15 protein-coding genes are annotated in these 19,621 nt (G+C 72.3%); 8 read left to right on the top strand and 7 right to left on the bottom strand.

The annotated features are described in order from the left end of the window. Positions 1–2 precede the first annotated feature (2 nt). Genes AB0959_RS27380 through AB0959_RS27370 form a run of 3 tightly spaced genes read left to right on the top strand, consistent with a single transcriptional unit; the run spans position 3 to position 4,965 of the window. Positions 3–932 carry a hypothetical protein gene (locus AB0959_RS27380; protein WP_366829231.1) on the top strand — a complete coding sequence of 310 codons (930 nt, stop codon included), beginning with the start codon at positions 3–5 and terminating at the stop codon, positions 930–932. Beyond that, a complete protein-coding gene (locus AB0959_RS27375; protein WP_366829230.1) occupies positions 929–1,834 on the top strand; it encodes a beta-glucosidase in 906 nt (301 codons plus the stop codon). The genes AB0959_RS27380 and AB0959_RS27375 overlap by 4 nt, the downstream gene beginning before the upstream one ends. A gap of 20 nt (positions 1,835–1,854) precedes the next feature. Continuing rightward, positions 1,855–4,965, top strand: a complete 3,111-nt coding sequence (locus tag AB0959_RS27370) for an alpha-N-acetylglucosaminidase TIM-barrel domain-containing protein (protein WP_366829229.1) — start codon at positions 1,855–1,857, stop codon at positions 4,963–4,965. A 126-nt stretch (positions 4,966–5,091) separates the two neighbouring features. On the opposite strand, the gene AB0959_RS27365 is transcribed toward AB0959_RS27370, so the two are convergent. Then, positions 5,092–5,769 (bottom strand): uracil-DNA glycosylase, encoded by a 678-nt coding sequence (locus AB0959_RS27365; protein WP_366829228.1) that lies wholly within the window; start codon positions 5,767–5,769, stop codon positions 5,092–5,094. A 295-nt stretch (positions 5,770–6,064) separates the two neighbouring features. Between AB0959_RS27365 and AB0959_RS27360 the strand changes: the two genes are divergently transcribed. Together AB0959_RS27360 and AB0959_RS27355 are read left to right on the top strand one after the other, a co-directional pair. Next, the gene (locus tag AB0959_RS27360; RefSeq protein WP_366829227.1) at positions 6,065–7,048 is read left to right on the top strand and encodes a BadF/BadG/BcrA/BcrD ATPase family protein; all 984 of its coding nucleotides are present in this window, start codon (positions 6,065–6,067) and stop codon (positions 7,046–7,048) included. A gap of 193 nt (positions 7,049–7,241) precedes the next feature. Then, positions 7,242–8,165, top strand: coding sequence for a hypothetical protein (locus AB0959_RS27355; protein ID WP_366829226.1), 924 nt, complete (start codon positions 7,242–7,244; stop codon positions 8,163–8,165). A gap of 274 nt (positions 8,166–8,439) precedes the next feature. Here the strand turns inward: AB0959_RS27355 and AB0959_RS27350 are convergent, their stop codons facing one another. Both AB0959_RS27350 and AB0959_RS27345 read right to left on the bottom strand, forming a co-directional pair. After that, the gene (locus tag AB0959_RS27350) at positions 8,440–9,516 is read right to left on the bottom strand and encodes a lactonase family protein (protein ID WP_366829314.1); all 1,077 of its coding nucleotides are present in this window, start codon (positions 9,514–9,516) and stop codon (positions 8,440–8,442) included. 201 nt (positions 9,517–9,717) lie between these two features. Further along, positions 9,718–11,217, bottom strand: a complete 1,500-nt coding sequence (locus tag AB0959_RS27345; RefSeq protein WP_366829313.1) for an FUSC family protein — start codon at positions 11,215–11,217, stop codon at positions 9,718–9,720. 287 nt (positions 11,218–11,504) lie between these two features. Here AB0959_RS27345 and AB0959_RS27340 point away from each other — a divergent pair, with 287 nt between their 5' ends. Together AB0959_RS27340 and AB0959_RS27335 are read left to right on the top strand one after the other, a co-directional pair. Beyond that, positions 11,505–11,981: an Lrp/AsnC family transcriptional regulator gene (locus AB0959_RS27340; protein WP_366829225.1), complete on the top strand. Its 477-nt coding sequence runs from the start codon at positions 11,505–11,507 to the stop codon at positions 11,979–11,981. Between the two features lie 19 nt (positions 11,982–12,000). Continuing rightward, positions 12,001–12,702: an HAD family phosphatase gene (locus AB0959_RS27335; protein WP_366829224.1), complete on the top strand. Its 702-nt coding sequence runs from the start codon at positions 12,001–12,003 to the stop codon at positions 12,700–12,702. A gap of 37 nt (positions 12,703–12,739) precedes the next feature. Here AB0959_RS27335 and AB0959_RS27330 read toward each other — a convergent pair whose 3' ends face one another. The 4 genes from AB0959_RS27330 to AB0959_RS27315 form a co-directional block, all read right to left on the bottom strand. Then, the gene (locus AB0959_RS27330; protein WP_366829223.1) at positions 12,740–15,838 is read right to left on the bottom strand and encodes an FAD-binding and (Fe-S)-binding domain-containing protein; all 3,099 of its coding nucleotides are present in this window, start codon (positions 15,836–15,838) and stop codon (positions 12,740–12,742) included. A gap of 87 nt (positions 15,839–15,925) precedes the next feature. Then, positions 15,926–16,390: a TIGR03668 family PPOX class F420-dependent oxidoreductase gene (locus AB0959_RS27325; RefSeq protein WP_366829312.1), complete on the bottom strand. Its 465-nt coding sequence runs from the start codon at positions 16,388–16,390 to the stop codon at positions 15,926–15,928. Between the two features lie 32 nt (positions 16,391–16,422). Beyond that, a complete protein-coding gene (locus AB0959_RS27320) occupies positions 16,423–17,064 on the bottom strand; it encodes a phosphoribosyltransferase family protein (protein ID WP_366829222.1) in 642 nt (213 codons plus the stop codon). A gap of 124 nt (positions 17,065–17,188) precedes the next feature. Then, the gene (locus AB0959_RS27315; protein ID WP_366829221.1) at positions 17,189–18,532 is read right to left on the bottom strand and encodes a lysine N(6)-hydroxylase/L-ornithine N(5)-oxygenase family protein; all 1,344 of its coding nucleotides are present in this window, start codon (positions 18,530–18,532) and stop codon (positions 17,189–17,191) included. A 122-nt stretch (positions 18,533–18,654) separates the two neighbouring features. Here AB0959_RS27315 and AB0959_RS27310 point away from each other — a divergent pair, with 122 nt between their 5' ends. Beyond that, a complete protein-coding gene (locus tag AB0959_RS27310; RefSeq protein ID WP_366829220.1) occupies positions 18,655–19,602 on the top strand; it encodes a methionyl-tRNA formyltransferase in 948 nt (315 codons plus the stop codon). The last annotated feature ends 19 nt before the right edge of the window (positions 19,603–19,621 follow it).

The following is a 19,621-nucleotide window of genomic DNA, read 5'->3' as shown; positions in this document are numbered from 1 at the left end:
GCGTGAGCACCCGTACGGACACCCTCGGCCCCACCCTCACCGTCACCACCGAACCCGCCGAACCGGCCGGCGGTGACGCCGTCACCGCCACCGCGGTCCTCGTCAACTACTGCCCGTTCCCGCTGCGCGGTGCCGTCCTGTACCTGGTGGACCCGGGCGCGGCGACCGCCGCGCGCACCGTCCCGCTCGGTGATCTGCGCCGTGGCGCGAAGGTCACGCGCAGGTGGCGCACGTCGATGCCGGCCGATGTCGCGGGGGACGTCGCTTTCACCGCGCACGTGCTCTTCGACGTGGACGGACGCAGCGCCGACTGCGCGCGGGCCGCGAAAACCGTCAGCGTGCCCTACGAACCGAACGGGGTGCGCGACCCGTACAGGACGTTCGCCACCACCGACGACGCCCGGTTCGGCCAGTACGGCAGCCAGTTGGTGATCTGGGCGGGCGGCGGTGACCTGTCCGGCGGCCGTGACGAGAAGGGCGGCATCCTGTTGCCCGGCTCCGCCCCCGCGTCGAGCGTGGTGCAGGTCAAGACGGTCGGCCTCACCGGGAGCGACAATCCCGCCGCCAAGTACGGGATCGCCGTCGCGAACGACCTGACCGCGCCGGAGAAGGGCGGCTACGCCGTGCTCACCATGTCGAAGTCGTACGGCGTGGAGTTCATGACCGACAGTGACGGCGACGGACACCTCGACACCTGGGCCGGCGGCGGCGCTTCCACCCACCCCGCCTGGCTGCGCCTGGTCCGCTCCGGCACCACCTACACCGCGTACTCCACCACCAACGGCCTCGCCTGGAACGAGATCGCCGGCTTGACCGTGCCCTCCGCGAACGGCGCCCTGGACGCCGGTGTGGTGGCGAGCGCCGTGAACCTCAACTACCCGGGCACGACGGTCCGGGCCGTGTTCGACCACTTCACCGTGGAGGAGTCGTGAACGCCTACCGCCCCGAGGAGGACTTCCTCCCGCCGCCCGTCTCGCTCACCGTCACCCCACCCGCACCCGAGCCGGGCAAGGCCGTGACCCTGACGGCCGTCCTCACCAACACCACCGGGATCGCGCTGCGCGGCGCCGTGCTGTACCTCGCCGTGGACGATACGTCGAAACCGGACAGCGTGGGCAGCCTCGCCCCCGGACGGTCGGTGACGCGCACCTGGCGGACCCGCCTCTCCGACGACGTCGAGGGACGGATCACGTTCACCGCGCACGCGCTGTTCGACGTGCACCGGCACGGCTCCGACTGCACCCGTTCGACCTCTTCCGTTCTGCTGCCGTACCGGTCGCTGCCGGGCGCCTTCGACAACGCGGGGATCGCCTCCGACGACGCCCTCACGGTCGCGAACATCGACGGCTCGAACTCCAGCCTGTCCGCCGAGGCGCTGGCGTCGGTGGGGCTCGCTCCGGGTGCCACGGTCACGTACGACGGGGTGCCCTTCACCTGGCCGGACACCCGGCCAGGGAACAAGGACAACGTCGTCTCCTCCGGCCAGACCGTGCTGCTGTCCGGCTCCGGGAGCCGGCTGTCCTTCCTCGGCACCAGCACCTGGGGCGAAGGCAAGGGCGAGGGCAAGGTCGTCTACGCCGACGGCACCGAGCAGGCGTTCCCGGTCGCCGTCCCCGACTGGTACGGGGCGAGCTCCTCCGCCGCGGTGGTGGTGCCCTACCGCCACATCACCACCGGCCGGGACGACACCCCTGTCAGCCTGTTCACCTTCGGGGTCGACCTGGCGGCCGGCAAGGAGCTGCGGTCCCTGGTCCTGCCCAAGGTCAGTGACGGCCTCCAGTCGGGCGTCCCCGCCCTGCACATCTTCGCCATGACGATCACGACGAACAACTGAGCTCTGTCGGAAGGACGTTCATGCAGGACAACCGAGGCGACCTCGACTGCACGGGGATCAGCCGCAGACGGATCCTCACGGGTGCGGTCGCGCTGGGCGGCGCCGCGCTGCTGACCCGCCCGCAGGACGCGTACGCGGCCGGCCGCGCCCGGTTCGACACCGCTCCCGCCGCGGCCGCGCTGAAGCGTCTGCTTCCCGACCACCACCGGCAGTTCACCCTGCGGCCCGTCGACGGCGACACCGACCGCTTCCGGGTCACCGGCCGGGCCGGGCACCTCACGGTGGAGGGCACCAGCCCCGCGGTGCTGCTCGCCGGTCTCCACACCTACCTGCGGCGGACCGCCCACGCCTCCGTCTCCTGGACCGGCGAGCAGCTGAACCTGCCGCACACCCTCCCCGCGCCCGCCGAGGAGATCACGGGAACGGCCGACGTGCCGCACCGCTTCGCCTTCAACGACACCAACGAGGGTTACACCGGCGCCTACCGCGACTGGGACGCGTGGCAGCGCGAGCTGGACGTGCTGGCGGTACACGGGGTCAACCGGGTCCTCGTCTACATCGGCGGCGACGCGGTGTACTACGACGCCTTCCGTCGTTTCGGTTACTCCGACGCCGCGCTGCGCGCCTGGATCCCGGCCCCCGCGCACCAGCCCTGGTGGCTGCTGCAGAACATGTCGGGCTTCGGCGGACCGGTCTCGCGGCAACTCATCGAGCAACGTGCCGCGCTCGCCGGGAAGATCGTGGACCGGATTCGCGACCTGGGCATGACGCCGGTCCTGCCGGGTTACTACGGCACCGTGCCGGACGACTTCCCCGCCCGGCACGGCGGGGACGCGACGGTGGTGGCGCAGGGCACCTGGGGGGCCTTCAAGCGCCCCGACTGGCTGGACCCGCGGACCATGGCCTTCGACGAGGTGGCCGCCGCCTTCTACCGGGCCCAGACGGAGCGGTTCGGCGAGAGCACGATCTACAAGATGGATCTGCTGCACGAGGGCGGCAACCCCGGTGACGTACCGGTAGGCGAGGCCGCGAAAGCCGTGGAGTCGGCGCTGCAGAAAGCCCACCCGGGCGCGGTCTGGGCGATCCTGGGCTGGCAGACCAATCCGTCCCGGGCGATCCTGGACGCCGTCGACAAGAGCCGGATGCTGATCGTGGACGGCCTGTCGGACCGCTACACCACCGTCACCGACCGGGAGGGCGACTGGGGCGGCACCCCGTACGCCTTCGGCAGCATCTGGAACTTCGGCGGCCACACCCCGATCGGCGCCAATGCCCCCGACTGGGTGGAGCAGTACCCCAAGTGGCGTGACAAGCAAGGCAGTTCGCTCGCCGGGATCGCGGCGATGCCGGAGGCCGCCGACAACAACGCACCCGCCCTCGCCCTCCTCACCGACCTGGCCTGGACGCCCGGCACCGTCGACCTGGACGACTGGTTCGCCGCGTACGCCCTCTCCCGCTACGGCGGCCCGGACCGGCACGCCGCCGCGGCCTGGCAGACGATCCGCGACACCGCGTACAACATGTCCCGGGCGGACTCCTGGAGCGAGGCACCCGACGGCCTGTTCGGTGCCCGTCCGAGCCTGACGGCGAACAAGGCCGCCGCCTGGGGCCCGGAGAAGGACCGCTACGACACCACGGCCTTCGACGGCGCACTCACCGAACTGCTCGCCGTTCGACCGGAGTTGAGGGACAGCTCGGCCTACCGGTACGACGTCGTCGACGTGGCCCGGCAGGTCCTGTCCAACCGCAGCCGTGTCCTGCTGCCGCAGATCAAGGCCGCGTACGAGGCCGGGGAGAAGGCCCTGTTCGGCAGGTTGACCAGGACCTGGCTGGACTGGATGGACCTCCTCGACGACCTGCTGGCCACCTCCCGTCCGCACCTCCTCGGCCGCTGGCTGGCCGACGCACGCACCTGGGGCGCCGACCGCGCCGAGAAGGACCGCCTGGAATACGACGCCCGCTCCCTCCTCACCACCTGGGGCGGACGCGCCAGCAGCGAGGAGGGCCTGCACGACTACGCGAACCGGGAGTGGTCCGGGCTGGTCGGCGGCCTGTACCGCACCCGCTGGCAGACGTACTTCGACGCGCTCGCCAAAGGACTGGCCATGGGAAAGGCCCCGGCGACGATCGACTGGTTCGCCCTGGAGGACCGCTGGGCGCACGCGCACGAGACGTACCCGACCGAGCCCCACGGCTCCCCCTACGCCCTGGCCCGCCGTGTGCGCGACCTGCTCGCCGCCACTGCCCATCAGGCGGTCCTCACCGCGGGGGCCGACCGGGGAGCGGTGGCGGAGGGCAGGCCCGCGACGCTGACGGTCACCTTCACCAACAGGAACGGGTTCGCGGCGGCACGCGGCGTGACGCTCTCCGTCACCGCCCCCGACGGCATGGCGGTGAAGCCGCTCGGTCCGGTGCGCTCGGCGTCGGTGGCGTCCGGCGAAACGTTCGCCGCTCGCTTCGAGGTCTCGCTGGCGGGTGAGCCGACGGAACTGGTAGGCCGGGTCGTCGCAGCGGCGGCGTACCCGGGCGGTGGGAAGGCGGTCGGGCCGGTACGGCTCGTGGCCGCGGCCGGGGTCGGCGACCCGTACCGCACGGTCTCCTTCAACGACGCCGTGTTCGGCCAGGCCGGCGACGCGATCGCCGTCGAGGGCGCCGGGGCCGACCTGTGGGGCGGCACCAACGAGTTCGGGTCGGTGTACCGGGCGGGCGCGTACGGCGACAAAGCCGTGGCCGAGGTCACGGTCACGTCCCAGGACGCGACCGGTGGCTGGGCCCGGGCGGGCCTCGGCGTCCGCAACGACCTGGGCACTCAGGGCAGCGCGGGTTATGTGAACCTGGCGGTCACACCGTCCAACGGCTGCGCGCTGAGCTGGGACGCCGACGGCGACGGCCGTTTCGACTCGATCGCGCTGTCGGGCTCCTTCACCGCGCCGGTGCGACTGCGGCTGACCAGGTCCGGCGCCTCCTACACCGGGGAGGCCAGCTCGGACGGCGTCACCTGGACGACGGTGGGCACGGCGACACCGTCGGGCGCGACCGCCGCACAGGACGTCGGGGTCTTCATGACCGCGGCCAACGGCTGGAACGGCGCACGGGGCATCGCCACGTTCGACGGATTCACGGTGTCCTGACGGGACGGCCGCCCCGCGTTGTGTGAGGGCGCGTGCATCGACGTGGGCGAGGGTCTCGCCCGGTCGCCGACCGGCAGTCGGCGACCGCGCTTCGGCAGGAGGCTCGGCCGCCGCGACAGCCCTGCCTTACGGCAGGCGCCAGTCGACCGGCTGGGCACCCTGCCGGACCAGCAGTTCGTTGGCCCTACTGAACGGCCGTGAGCCGAAGAAGCCACGGTCCGCCGACATCGGGGACGGGTGGGCGGACTCGATCGCAGGAAGATCCCCGAGCAACGGCCGCAGATTGCGGGCATCCCTGCCCCACAGCACCGACACCAGCGGCGTACCCCGCGCCGCCAGCGCACGGATCGCCTGCTCGGTGACTTCCTCCCAGCCCTTGCCCCGGTGCGCCGCGGGCTTCCGGGGCGCCGTCGTCAACGCCCTGTTGAGCAGCAGCACACCCTGCTGGGTCCACGGCGTCAGATCGCCCGTCGACGGCCTGGGCAGCCCGAGGTCGGAGTGCATCTCCCGGAAGATGTTCTCCAGGCTTCCCGGCAACGAACGCACCTCGGGCGCCACCGCGAAGCTCAGTCCGATGGCCATTCCCGGAGTGGGGTAGGGATCCTGGCCCACGATCAGGACACGCACATCGTCGAACGGCTGCTGGAAGGCCCGCAGGACATTCGCCCCTGACGGCAGATAGGTCCGGCCCGCCGCTATCTCGGCCCGGAGGAAGTCCCCCATCGCCGCGATGCGTTCGGCAACAGGGTCAAGAGCCTTCGCCCAGCCGGCTTCAACAAGTTCATGCAAGGGTCGTGGTGCCACAGCGCGCCACTGTACTGGTACGCGCCGCACCCCAGCACGAACAGAGCGGCCCTGCGCGCGGACGCCGTCCCTCGACGCTACTCTTCCTCCTCATCGAGGTCTTCGAGCCTCTCGAGGAGATCACGCAGCCGATCACCGGGAAGGAGGGGAGCTTGTTCCGTCCAGTGATCAAGCCGCTCCGCCATGGCCGTCATTCTCGGTCGGCACCTCATCCCGGACATCCGGAACGCGGAACTCCCGCACACGCGGCGGGGCTGTCGTTCCCGGTCGCGCAGTCCATGAGCCGGCGTCTGTCGTGACCGCCAACGGGGCGGCGCCCGTCGTGCTCGCCGTGGACTCGGGTGGCTCCGGGCTCCGCGTGGTGCTGGCCTCCGAAGGCCGGGCCCGCACCGCCGCGTTGGTGTCCGGGCAACCGGTGCGGACCGGTCCGCGCGGCATCGACGCCGGGCATCTGCTGGAGCAGCTCGTGCCCATGGCGCGGCAGTTGCTCGACGACGCCGGGAGCGGTCCGCCGCGGGCGGTGGCCATCGGCGCCACCGGGTTCGCGAGCATGGGCGACCAGATGCGCGCAGAACTCCCGGACGCTCTCGGGCGCGAGCTCGGTGTGCGTCGCGTCGCGCTGGCCGCCGACGCGGTCACCGCGTACGCGGGCGCTCTCGGGGCGCGGGCGGGTGCGGTGGTCGCCGGCGGCACGGGACTGATCGCGATCGGCACCGATCTGAAGAGCTGGCGCCGGGCGGACGGCTGGGGTCATCTCCTCGGCGACTGCGGTGGCGGCGCGTGGATCGGGCGGGCGGGCCTGGAGGCCGCGCTGCGCGCCCACGACGGCCGGCCGGGCGGCTCGGCGCAGCTGCTGGCCCGCGCCGAGGAGCGGTTCGGACCGGTCGCCTCCCTGCCCGGACGGCTCTACCCGCGCACCGACCGTGCCGCGGTGCTGGCCTCCTTCGCACCCGAGGTGGCGGCGTGCGCCGAGGCGGATCCGGTGGCGGTGGAGGTCCTGCGTACGGCGGCCCGGCACATGGCCGACTCCGCGGCCGCCGTCTGCCCCGCGTCGGGCGAGCCCGGTGTCGCCCTCACCGGTGGCCTGTTCAGGATGGGCGCCCCTCTCCTCGTACCCCTGGAGGCGGAGTTGGCGGAGCGGGTGCCGCACGCTCGGCGCGTGGCGGCCGAGGGTGATCCGCTGCACGGCGCGGTGCGCATCGCGACCGAGTTGGCCGAGGGAGTACCGGTCCTGCCGGACAACGAGAGGATGCTGCACGTGCACCTGGCCGAAACCTAGTACCACAAAACGGACTTGTTTCTTCCGGTCTGTCACACTGTGAGATGAGCCACTCTCGCTACCGCACGTCAGCGAGAAACGCCACGGTTTTCCGCCGATCGTCACACAACTCATCAGACAAATCAGGACGGATACCGCTCACCTGCACCCTCCCCGAACAGGGGAGCCCAGGAAGCCAGTAGCATGCGGCGCCATGAGCTCCCCCACTGGGCCCGCATCCGGCCTGCCTGTACGAATGCCGCGACCCCGCCAGCCGGGGCGGCACCGCCGCCCCGAGCCGCTGGCGGCTCCTGAAGGCGCGCCCGCGCTCGTCCTCGCGGTGCCGGGCACGCCCAGCGCCGCCACACGCAGCCTCGCCGAGGAGGTCGTGAGCATCGCGCGCTCCGAGCTGCCCGGCCTGGACGCGCGGATCGGGTACCTCGACGGGGGCGGCGACGAGTTCCCCACCCTTCAGTCGGTGCTGGCCCGCGCCGCCGAGGAGCGCACCGCCCGCTTCGAGCAGGCCCGTGCCGCCGGCATGGACGTCAGGGAGCCGGACGGCCCCGTCGCCGTCGTCGTGCCCCTGCTCGCGGGCCCGGACAGCTCGCTGCTGCGCCAGGTCCGCCAGGCCGTCATGGAGAGCCGTATCGCGGCCGACCTGACCGACGTCCTGGGCCCGCACCCGCTGCTCGCCGAGGCGCTGCACGTGCGGCTGTCCGAGGCCGGTCTGGCGCGTGCCGACCGCGCCCGGCTGTTCACCGTGGCGACCGCCGCGGACGGCATCATCCTCGCGTCCGTCGGTGGCGACGAGGCCGTGCAGGCGGCCGGGATCACCGGCATGCTGCTCGCCGCGCGCCTCGCCGTGCCGGTGATGGCCGCGGCCCTCGACCAGGAGGGCTCGATCGCGGCGGTGGCCGAGCAGCTGCGCTCCTCGGGCTCGCAGAACCTCGCGCTCGCCCCGTACCTGATCGGCCCGGAGATCGACGCCGGTCTGCTGGACGCGGCCGCCAAGGAGGCGGGCTGCTCCACCGCCGAGGCGCTCGGCCCGTACCCGGCGATCGGCAAGCTGGCGCTCTCGAAGTACACGTCGGCGCTGGGCATCACCCCCCAGCAGCCGCAGGGCATGCCGGTGCGCTGAGCCACGTACCGCGCTCGCGGGAGTCCGTGGATGCGCGAAGGGCCCGCTCCCTCTTGGGAGCGGGCCCTTCGCTGTGGGGTCCCTCGGCGCGTGAGGGGTGTGCCGCGGGGGTGCGCGCGGCTGCGGGTCCGTGGTGGCTTGTCGCGCCCACGCGGCGGAGCCGCATGTCCAACACAGCCCCGCGCCCCTTGGTGGGTGGGGCGCGCCCCGGTTTTTCAGGGGCACGGGGAACTGCGCGAGCAACCACTCCAGACCCGCGGCCGAAGAACGGCGATCAGTACCGGTCAGCGCTTCTGCCCAGGATCACGCACGAAGCCGCGGCGACCTCGACCGAACCCTCCGGGCCGGGCATCCCCGTGTCCGGGTCGACCGCGAACCAGCTCACGTTCCCCGAGCGCTCGTTCGCGACGTAGAGGAATCCCTCCGAGGCAGTGAGCGCGCGCGGCCAGTGGCCACCACACGGCACCGTGCCCGCGAGCGCGAGCTTCTCCCCGTCCCCGTCCACCGTGAGGACGGAGAGCACGTCCTGGCCGCGTGTCGCCGTCCACACGAAGCGGCCGTCGGGCGACACGACGATGCCCGACGGGTAGGCGTCGCCGTCCGGGGTGCCCGGCAGCACGGGGGCCTCGCCGAGCGGTGTGAGCTCGCCGCTGCCGGAGTCCCAACGGCAGACGGTGACGATCGGGGCGAGTTCGTGCAGCACGTACGCGTACGAGCCGTTCGGGTGGAAGGCCAGGTGGCGGGGCCCCGAGCCGGGCCGGAGCGTGGTCTGGCGGTGCAGTACGGGCACTCCGGCGTCCAGCTCGTACACCAGCACCCCGTCGGTGCCGAGGTCGACGCCAACGGCCCAGCGGCCGCTCGGGTCCGGCTGCACCTGGTGAGCGTGCGGTCCCTCCTGGCGCTGCTCGTCGGGCCCCGAGCCGGTGTGCCGGAGGACTCCGGACGCGGCCTCCGCGAGGGTGCCGTCAGCGCGCAGGGGGACGGCGGTGACGCTGCCGGAGCCGTAGTTGGCGGCCAGGACGTGCCCGGCGACGAGGCCGAGGTGAGTGGGCCCGTCGCCCTGGACGGGGACGGGCGGCCCGGTGAGCACCAGCTTGTCGGCCTCGTCACCGGTCACGCGGTACGCCGCGACCGCTCCCTCGGCCGTCTCGCTGACCGTGTAGAGGGTGTCGCCGCCCGGGGACAGGGCGAGGTACGAGGGATCGGGGACGTCGTCCGCGCGGCTCAGGACGGTCAGCGCGCCACTCGCCTCGTCGACGGCCGCCACGACGACGCCGGGACCGCCCGCGCTCGTGAACGAGCCGATGAACGCCCGTCGCCCGCCGCCGCCACCCGCGCCCACATCTGTCACTGCCACTGCCGTCCCCTCTCGGTGACACGCCTGCCGGCACCGTGCCGTTGGCGCAGACGGTAGCAGTAGGTCTAGACCAGATGGCCGTCACCCGGGTGCCGCCGCGGAGAGTCACAGAGAGTCGCCGTTCAGCGCACCACGCTTTCGGGTGATCAAGGGGGCGCCCACGAGCTCTGCTCGCCGGTACGTCGGCAGCACCGTTCAAGCCCTCGCCCACGACGACCGCAGGGGCGCGGCCAGGGCGGTGAGGGAGTGTTCCAGGCCGCGCAGGTGGGCGAGGGCCTGGTCGGCGCCCGGGTGCCGACCGGGCTCGCCCGCGTACGGCGGCACGGTGCGGCGCGGTACGGCGCACCTCGGTACGGCGCCGAGCAGCGTCTCGACCGCCGCCTCGACGCGCAGGCAGGCAGCCGTGAGGCGGGTGTCGTGCGAGGCGTCCGGGTCGGCGGTGACGGCCACGAGACCGCCGGCCTCCCGGGCGCAGTCGTCCAGGAGGGCGAGCACCTGACGGGCCCGTTGCTTGCGTGCCCGCAGCGGATTGAGCGGGTGGACGAGCGGGGCGACCGCCAGCCGTACGCGCCCCAGCAGCACCTCCAGCTCGGCCGCGTGCGGTGCGGGGTCCGCGTCGGCGTCCCCGGCGAGGCGGCGGGCGGCAGCGGCGGTGCACCCGTGCACCGCGTGCAGGGCCCGCCGCACCCACCGGTCGGTGACCGTGTGCGTGGTGACCGGCAGGACCAGTGCCACCGCGAGTACGGCGCCCAGCGCACCGGCACCGGTCTCGGCGAGGCGGAGGCCCAGCAGCCCTGGATCCAGCACACCGATCAGGCCGTACAGCAGGCCGGCCATGACGGTGACGAAGAACATCATCCAGCTGTACGAGAGCGGCGCCGTGTAGAAGATCCCGAACACGCAGACGCCGACGAGCGCGACGGTCGGCGCGGGGGCGCCGTGCAGGGGGATGGCGACGAGCAGACCCGCGGCGATGCCGGTGACGGTGCCGACGACACGGCGGAAACCCCGCACCAGGGTCTCGCCGCGCGACGCCGTGTTCACGAAGATCCACCAGGCCGTGCCGACGGCCCAGTACCAGCGCTCGTGGGAGAGCACCTGGCCCGCGGCCATCGCGAAGGCGCAGGCGGCCGTGGTCTGGAAGGCCTGGCGGGTGGTCGGCCGGGCGAGCCCGCGCCCGTCGGGCGGAGGCGGAGCGGCGGCGGCCGGCATGCGCCGCTCGACGCACCACACGCCGAAGCGCACGACGGAGGCAACGACCAGCGACAGAGCCATCGCCCCGTACAGCTCCGGCAGCAGGCCGGGCACCGCGTGCAGGAACTGGGTGACGAAGAAGGTCATGAACGCGAAGATGCCGAGCGCGTGTCCGCGCGGACCCCACCGGCGCGCGTACACGCCGCAGAAGACGACCAGCAACCAGATCGCGTCACGCAGCAGGGGTACGCCGTGGAGGGCGGTCGCGAGCGCGAGGACCGGGAAGCCGACGGCCGGCAGCAGTGCCGTGGTGACCGCCTGGCCGCGCACGGTCGGGTCGGCGACCGTGAACAGCGCGAGCAGAGCCGCGAGCCCGCCCGCGATCGACGCGGGCAGCGACAGCCCGGCGGTCTCGGTGGCGATCACCGCGAGGCCGATGCCGAGCACCGCCCGCAGGGAGACCCGCAGCCGGGCCCGTCCGGGATCCGGAGCGACGAACATCCTCTTCACCGTCGGCAGCCCGCCCCCACCCAGCGACACGGGTCCCAGCAACACCGGCACAGCACCACACCTTCAGAACACGGGATCAGACACAGGGGACAGGATTCGGACATGGGAATGGCGCCGCGGGCACGGATCGGGCTTCGTTGCCTGTCCTGCGCTGCGCGGCGCCATTGATGTCCTCAGGGTAAGCAGCGGTGCGGCGATGGCTCAACAGGTGCCCCGCCGACTGGGCCATTGGTACAGTTGTTCGCGATCAGCCGAGGAGACAGGGAGGCCAACGGACCATGGCCGTGGACGAACTCGACACCCGCATCCTGCGTCTGCTCCTGGAACAGCCGCGCACCAGCGTGCGCGAGTACGCCCGCGTCCTCGGTGTCGCCAGAGGGACGCTCCAGGCCCGGCTCGACCGGCTGGAACGGGACGGCGTGATCACGGGCACGGGCCCCTCCCTCTCCCCCGCCGCGCTCGGCCACCCCGTTCTCGCCTTCGTGCACATCGAGGTCACCCAGGGGCATCTCGACGAGGTGGGCGACGCGCTGGCCGCCGTGCCAGAGATCATCGAGGCGTTCTCGATCACCGGCGGCGGCGACCTGCTGACGCGGGTCGTGGCCCGGGACAACGCCCACCTGGAGGACGTGATCCAGACACTGATCAGCCTGCCGGGCGTGGTCCGCACCCGCAGCGAGGTGGCGCTCCGCGAGCGCGTGCCCCACCGGGTGCTTCCGCTGGTGGAGTCGGTGGGCCTGGCGGCGCGGAGTTGATCACTGGCACCCTGTGGCCATGAGCGGTCTCGACAGCACCTCGGTCATCTTCGATCTCGACGGAACCCTCGTGGACAGCGAGCCCAACTACTTCGAGGCGGGCCGGCAGACGCTCGCCGAGCAGGGCGTCGCCGACTTCGCCTGGGCGGACCACGAGCGATACGTGGGCATCAGCACCCAGGAGACGATCACCCTCTGGAAGGAGCGGTACGGCCTCTCCGCGTCCGTCGACGAGATGCTCGCCGACAAGAACCGCCGCTATCTGCGGCTCGCCCGCGCCTCCACCCGCGTCTACCCGGAGATGCGGGCGTTCGTGGAACTGCTGGCCGGCGAGGGTGTTCCGATGGCCGTGGCCTCGGGATCGTCACGGGAGGCGATCGAGGCGATCCTGACGGGTACGGGTCTCACCGACCGGCTCAAGACCGTGGTCTCGGCCGACGAGGTGGCCCGCGGCAAGCCCGCGCCCGACGTGTTCCTGGAGGCCGCGCGGCGGCTGGGTGCCGCCCCGGCCGACTGTGTCGTCCTCGAGGACGCCGCGCCCGGCGCGGCCGCGGCCCACGCGGCCGGTATGCGGTGCATCGCGATCCCCTACGTGCCCGCTCAGACGGACGACCCCGCGTTCGCGACGGCGGGGCTCCTGGTGCGCGGCGGTCAGAGCGCGTTCACGGCACGGGAGGCATACGACTGGCTCGTACGCTCACGCCCGGTTCGGCGCGACTGACCGGCGCCGCCCCCGCCGGGCGGCCGTCGGCAGCCTTTCAGCGTCGCAGCATCCTCGCCACGGCGCCGGTGACACCGGCCGCGGCGCCCGCGGCGGCGAGGCCGATGCCCGCGAGGGCGAGGGACCTGGCCAGGCGGCCCGGTGGCGCGGGCCGTGCGCCGGGGGCGACGCCGTACGCCGTGCGCGACGGATCGCCGCTGTCCGGGAGCGCGGACGCCAGCAGTTCCGCCAGGTGCACGGCCTCGTGGCCGCCGCTGTCCAGTTCGTGGATCTGTGTGCGGCAGCTGAAGCCGTCGGCCAGCACAACTGTCTCGGGGGCGGCCGCGCGCAGCCGCGGCAGCAGGACCCGTTCGGCGCAGGCCTCGCTGACCTCCGCGTGGCCGCGCTCGAAGCCGAAGTTGCCGGCCAGCCCGCAGCACCCCGACTCCAGGTGCTCGGCGTCCACCCCGGCGCGGCGCAGCAGTTCCTGGTCGGCGTCCCAGCCGAGGACCGCGTGCTGGTGGCAGTGCACCTGGGCGAGGGCCCGCGCCGAGCGGTCGGGGACGCGCGGGGGTTCGTAGTCCGGGCTGTGCTCGGTGAGGAGTTCGGCGAGGGTCACCGTCTGGTGTCGCAGCCGTCGGGCGTCGAGGTCGCCGGGGAACAACTCGCCCGCGTCCGAGCGGAAGACCGTCGTGCAGCTGGGCTCCAGCCCCACGACCAGTCCCCCGTCGCGCAGGTGCCCGGCCAGGTGGCGCACCGTGCGCCCCAGGATCCGCTTGGCGGTGGTGAGTTGTCCGGTGGAGATCCAGGTGAGCCCGCAGCACAGGGGCTCGGTGGGCAGGGTGACCCGCCAGCCCGCGTCCTCCATCAGCTGGACGGCGGCCCTGCCGAGGTGCGGGTGGAAGGAGTTGGTGAACGTGTCGGGCCACAGAAGGACCGTGCCCCGTGTCCCGTCGCCCCTCGGCTCGTGCCGGGCGAACCACTGCTGCAGCGTCTCGTCCGCGAACAGCGGGAGTTCGCGGTGCTCGACTCCGGCGACCGCGGAGGCGATGCGGGAGAGCGGCGGCGTGTGGGTGAGCGCGTTCACGACCGGGCCGGAGCGGGTGCGGCCCACCGCCTGGGCGAGCGCGGGCAGCCAGCCCGTCGTCCAGTCCGAGCGGGGGCGCTCCCACGGGCGTCCCGCGTAGTGGTGGGCCAGGAACTCGGCCTTGTACGTGGCCATGTCGACGTCGGCGGGGCAGTCGCTCTTGCAGCCCTTGCAGGCCAGGCACAGGTCGAGGGCGTCGCGAACCGCGTCCGAGCGCCAGCCGTCCCGTACGGCGCTGTCGCCGTGCCCGTCGAGCATCTCGAACAGCAGCCGGGCGCGGCCTCGCGTGGAGTGCTCCTCCTCCCGCGTCACCTGGTACGAGGGGCACATCACCGTCCCGCCCGTGTTGGTGAGTTGCCGGCACTTGCCCACACCCACGCAGCGGTTGGCGGCCTCGGCGAAGGATCCGCCGTCGTCCGGGTAGCGGAAGTACAGGTCCTGCGGGTCGTGCGGGGACCAGTCGCCGCCGAGCCGGAGGTTCTCGTCGAGCTTGTACGGCGCCACGACCTTGCCCGGGTTCATCCTGTTCTCCGGGTCGAAGAGGGCCTTGAGGCGGCCGAACGCCTCGACGAGGTCCGGCCCGAACATCCGCTCCAGCAGTTCCCCGCGGCTCTGGCCGTCGCCGTGCTCCCCGGAGAAGGAGCCGCCGAACTCGGCGACGAGATCCGCGGCTCGCTCCATGAAGCGGCGGTACGTGGCCACCCCGTCCGCGGAGTAGAGGTCGAAGGGGATGCGGGTGTGGACGCAGCCGTGCCCGAAGTGGCCGTACAGGCTGGGCCCCGTCTCGTCGGCGTACCCGAACTCGGCGTAGAGGTCGTGGAGTCGGCGCAGGTAGTCGCCGAGCCGTTCGGGCGCGACCGCCGAGTCCTCCCAGCCCTCGAAGGTGTCGGGGTGGCCGGGCACGTGGGCGGTGGCGCCGAGGCCCGCCTCACGGACCTGCCAGAGTTGCTCCTCGTGGGCCGGGTCGTCGAGGAACGCCACCTCGGGGTCGTGCTCGGACTCCTGGAGCGCGTCCAGCATCCGGTGCGCCAGGTCGTCGGCCTCCTCGATAGTGTCGCCGCCGAACTCGACCATCAAGTAGGCGTTCCCTTCGGGGAGTTCGTCGAGCATCCGGGGGTTGAGGTGCTTGATCCGCTGGTCGCGGATCAGCCGCTCGTCCACGCCTTCGAGGGCGATCGGCTCGTACGGCAGGATCGCGGGCACGGAGTCGGCGGCCTGGTAGACGCTGGGGAAGCCGAGGACGACGAGCGAGCGCTCCTTGACCACGGGGACCAGTTCGAGCTCGGCCCGCAGGACGGAGACCAGCGTCGACTCGCTGCCGACGAGCAGGCCGGCGACGTCGAAGCCGTGTTCCGGCAGCAGCGAGTCGAGGTTGTAGCCGGAGACGCGGCGCGGGATGTCGGGGAAGCGGCGGCGCACCTCGTCGGCGTAGGTGTCGCGCAGCCTCCGCAGGCCGCGGTACACGGCCGCCGTGGGGTCGCCGCGGTGCTCGATCCGGGCGTACTCCTCGTCGCTCGTCTCTCCGCACCAGAAGCGGGTGCCGTCGGGGAGCAGCACTTCGAGGCGGGCGATGTTGTCGACGACCTTGCCGGTGCGCTGGGCGGTGGCGCCGCAGGAGTTGTTGCCGATCATGCCGCCGATGGTGCAGTTCATGTGGGTGGCCGGTTCGGGGCCGAAGCGCAGGCCGGTGGGGGCGAGTTGCCGGTTGAGTTCGTCGAGCACGATGCCGGGCTGGACGACGCAGGTGCGGGCGTCGGTGTCGACGGACTCCAGGCGCGTGCAGTACTTCGACCAGTCGATCACCACGGCCGTGTTGGTGCACTGCCCGGCCAGGCTGGTGCCGCCGCCCCGGGAGAGCACCGGGGCATCGTGTTCGCGGGCCACCGCCACCGCCTCCGCGGCGGCCTCCGGGGTGCGGGGGACGACCACGCCGAGGGGTGTCTGCCGGAAGTTCGACGCGTCGGTGGAGTACGCGGCACGGCTGCCGGCGTCGAAGCGGACCTCTCCGTCCACGCGTTCGCGCAGCGCGGCGCTGAGCCGCGTCTCCCTCACACCCGTCCTCGCACCCATCGAGCCCTCCGTGTCTCCCGGCCGTCCTGCCGGACGGGACCGCCGGGTACCCAGGTGGGGCAGGGGACAAGCACGGCCGGGTGCGGGTCAGCCCGGCGGACCGGCCGGGGTGCCGTCCTCCTCGGATGCCCGCCAGCCGCTCCACCCCACGACACTGACCACGATCACCGGACCCTCGGGCGGCCGGCTCCGGTACTGCGGGTACTTCTGCCGGAGCAGGTCGACGGCCGCGGCGTACTCGGCCCGCGCGTCCGCTCCGGGCGCGTCGGGCGGTACGACCCGGGCGCCGCCGTCGGCCCGTACCCACCACAGCTGGTCCCAGTCCTCGTCGTAGGCGTCCGCGAGCAGGCAGACGGCCGGGTGGACCGCGATGTTGTGCAGCCGCCTGAGCTGCTGGGACCTCTTCGGTTTGTGGTCGACGGCGGTGACGATCGTGCCGTCCCGCTGGGCGAACACCACCGGCACGAGGTGCGGGCGTCCGCCGGCGTCGACCGTCGCCAGCCGCGCGACCCTCGCCTCGGTGAACCACCGTCGTGCCTCCTCGGGCGCCATGTCCGGCACCGTGCCCTCCCTCCGGTGCTCCCTCAGCCGCCGTGCAGCGCCGCGAGCACGTCGTTGTCCGTCAGCTGGTCGAAGTTCCGGTACCACTCGCCGACGGCCATGAAGGAGCGCGGCCGGTCCAGGCACACCACGTCGTCGGCCTCACCCTCCAGCATGTGGGCGGCTTCGGGTGCGGCGACCGGTGCGGCCATGACGACGCGTTCGGGCTCCCGGCCGCGCACGAAACGCAGCGCGGCGCGTGCCGTCGATCCGGTGGCCACCCCGTCGTCGACGACGATCACGGTGCGGCCCCGGAGCTCCGGAGCCTCGCGGCCCTGCCGGTAGAGCGCCTCGCGGCGGTGCAGTTCCTGCCGCTCGCGGTCGACCACGGGGGCGAGGGAGGCCTCGCTGAGGCCGAGCCGCTCCAGGGCGTGGGTGTCGAACAACGGCGGATCGTCGCCCACGATCGCGCCGATGCCGTACTCCTCGTGGAACGGGGCACCGATCTTCCGTACCACGAGGACGTCGAGCGGGGCGTCGAGTTCCCGCGCCACCTCACGGGCCACCGTGACGCCGCCGCGGGGCAGGGCGAGGACGACGGGGTCGGGCAGCGCCCCCTTGTCGTACAGGATGCGCAGTTGTCCAGCCAGTTCCTGCCCGGCCTCCCTGCGGTCACGGAACAGCATGTGCTCCCATCTCCCCTCTGTTGATCACGGGGAGCATCCCCGCCCTCACGGGGAGCTACGAGACGGCCGTGTCCTTGTCGGAGGTGCCGTGTACCCGCCCCGACGGCTCGCTACACGGCAGCGCTCACCGCACGGCGGTCTGGAGGCGATCGGCCGGGCGGCGGGCGAGGAGGGCGGCGCGGATCTCCCCGGCTCGTACCGCGACGGTGGACAGCAGGGTCGAGGTGAGGCCGTGGGTGTGCTCGGTGCCGCCCTGGAGGTAGATGTCGGCGGCGACGTTGGGGGCCGTCTCCACGCGGTGGTCACGTCCGACGCAAAGGGCGTCCTCCTCGTCGCGCAGGCAGAGTTTGCCGACCTCGCCGAGGTTGTCGCCGACGCCCCGGGGTTGGTAGCCGGTGGCGTAGACGAGCAGGTCGCAGGCGAGGACCTCGCGTTCGCCCGTCGGCAGGAACTCCACCGTCACGCGCACCTCGTCGGCGCCCGGCTCGACCTCGCGGATACGGGAGACGTTCATCATCCGCAGCCGCTTCAGGCCCTGGACCTTCTCCTGGTACATCGTCCGGGACAGCGACTCGATCAGATCCATGTCGACGACGGAGTAGTTGGTGCCCCGGTGGTAGTCGAAGAGCGACTGCTTCACCTCGGCCGGCGCACCGAAGTACAGGTCGACGGCCTCGGGGTCGAAGATCCTGTTGGCGAGCGGGCTGTCGTCGGCGGGCGTGTAGCCGTACTTGGAGAAGACGGAGCAGACCTCGGCGTCGGGGAGGCTGCGGTGGAGGTAGTCGACGGCTTCGGCGGCGCTCTGGCCCGCGCCGAGCACGACCGCGCGGCGAACCGGCGTGCCGGAACGGAGGAGTTCGTCGACCCGGGGCAGCAACTCGCTGTTGTGCCAGACGCGTTCGGACAGTGAGGCGTCGGGCGGCAGGTGCGGTTCCAGTCCGGTGGCCACGCAGACACTACGGGTGCGGCGGACGGTCGAGCGCCCCGTGCCGGGAACGCGGCTGGTGACGTCGTAGAAACGGATCTCGCCGTCCTCGGTGACGGGCCGTACGGAGACGACCTCGGCGGAGTACTCGACGAGGTGCGCGACGCGGGCGGCGGCCCACTCGAAGTAGTCGTGGAACTCTATGCGGAGCGGGAAGAGCGTCTTCTGGTTGAGGAAGTCGACCAGCCTGCCGCGCTCCCGCAGGTAGCACAGGAAGCTGAAGTCGCTGGTCGGGTCGCGCATCGTCACCAGGTCCTTGAGGAAGGACACCTGCATGGTGGCGTCGTCGACGAGCATGCCGCGGTGCCAGCCGAACCGCGGTTGTTTCTCCAGGAATCCGGCGCGCAGCCCCTCCCCTTCGCCGGCCGTCGCACTGTGCTCGTGGAGCGCGATCGCGAGTGCGAGATTCGATGGGCCGAAGCCGATGCCCAGTACGTCGTAGACCTCGTCGTCGGAGTCCGGCCCGCCCTGAAACGTCGTCACCGCGTCATCTCCTCCTGTCCTAGGGGGAGTACAGCGTTCCCCAAGCTGGAACACAGCCTCCCCCAAGCAGGCTCATGTTAGATAAGGTAAGCCTTACCTAGCAATGGCTGAGGAGGGCTCACATGCGGGTCGTCATGTTCGGGTACCAGACCTGGGGACACCGAACGCTGCAGGCTCTGCTGGACTCCGCACACGACGTGGTCCTGACGGTCACTCACCCGAAGAGTGAGCACGCGTACGAGAAGATCTGGAGCGACTCGGTCGCGGATCTCGCCGAACAGCACGGCGTGCCCGTGCTGTTGCGCAACCGTCCGGGCGACGACGAACTTCTGCGGGCACTCAAGGAGGCCGAGCCGGACATCATCGTGGCGAACAACTGGCGGACCTGGCTGCCGCCGGAGATCTTCGAGCTGCCACCGCACGGCACGCTCAACATCCACGACTCGCTGCTGCCCTCCTATGCCGGCTTCTCGCCGCTGATCTGGGCGCTGATCAACGGCGAGAGGGAGGTCGGTGTGACGGCCCATCGGATGGACGCCGACCTCGACATGGGAGACGTCCTGCTGCAGCGCGCCGTGCCCGTCGGCCCGGCCGACACGGCGACGGACCTGTTCCACCGTACGGTCGATCTCATCGGCCCGATCGTCGCCGACTCCATGGACCTCATCGCGTCGGGGAAGGCGGTGTGGACGCCGCAGGACCGCTCCAGGTCGAGCTTCTTCCACAAGCGTTCACCGCGGGACAGCCTCATCGACTGGACATGGTCCGCCGAGGACCTGGAGCGGTTCGTACGTGCCCAGTCCGATCCGTACCCGAACGCCTTCGCGTACCACCGCGGCAAGCGCCTGCGCATCGTCTCGGCGGCGGTCTCCGAGGGCCGTTACGGCGGCACGCCCGGACGGATCTTCATCAAGGAGGGCGACGGGGTCGTCATCGTCGCCGGTGCCGAGGCGCGCTCCGGCCGCCTGCCCGGTCTGGTGGTGAAGAGGGTGCGGACGGAGGACGGCACGGAGTACGCCGCGACGGACTACTTCCGCACCATGGGCGGTTACTTGACGACCCGTCCGTAGGGCTCGCCCTGGTGGAAGG

This window comes from Streptomyces sp. NPDC046862, assembly GCF_040704615.1.
Lineage (GTDB): Bacteria > Actinomycetota > Actinomycetes > Streptomycetales > Streptomycetaceae > Streptomyces.
The sequence above is the reverse complement of the archived record's forward strand: the minus strand, read 5'-3'. Positions and strand labels throughout refer to the sequence as shown.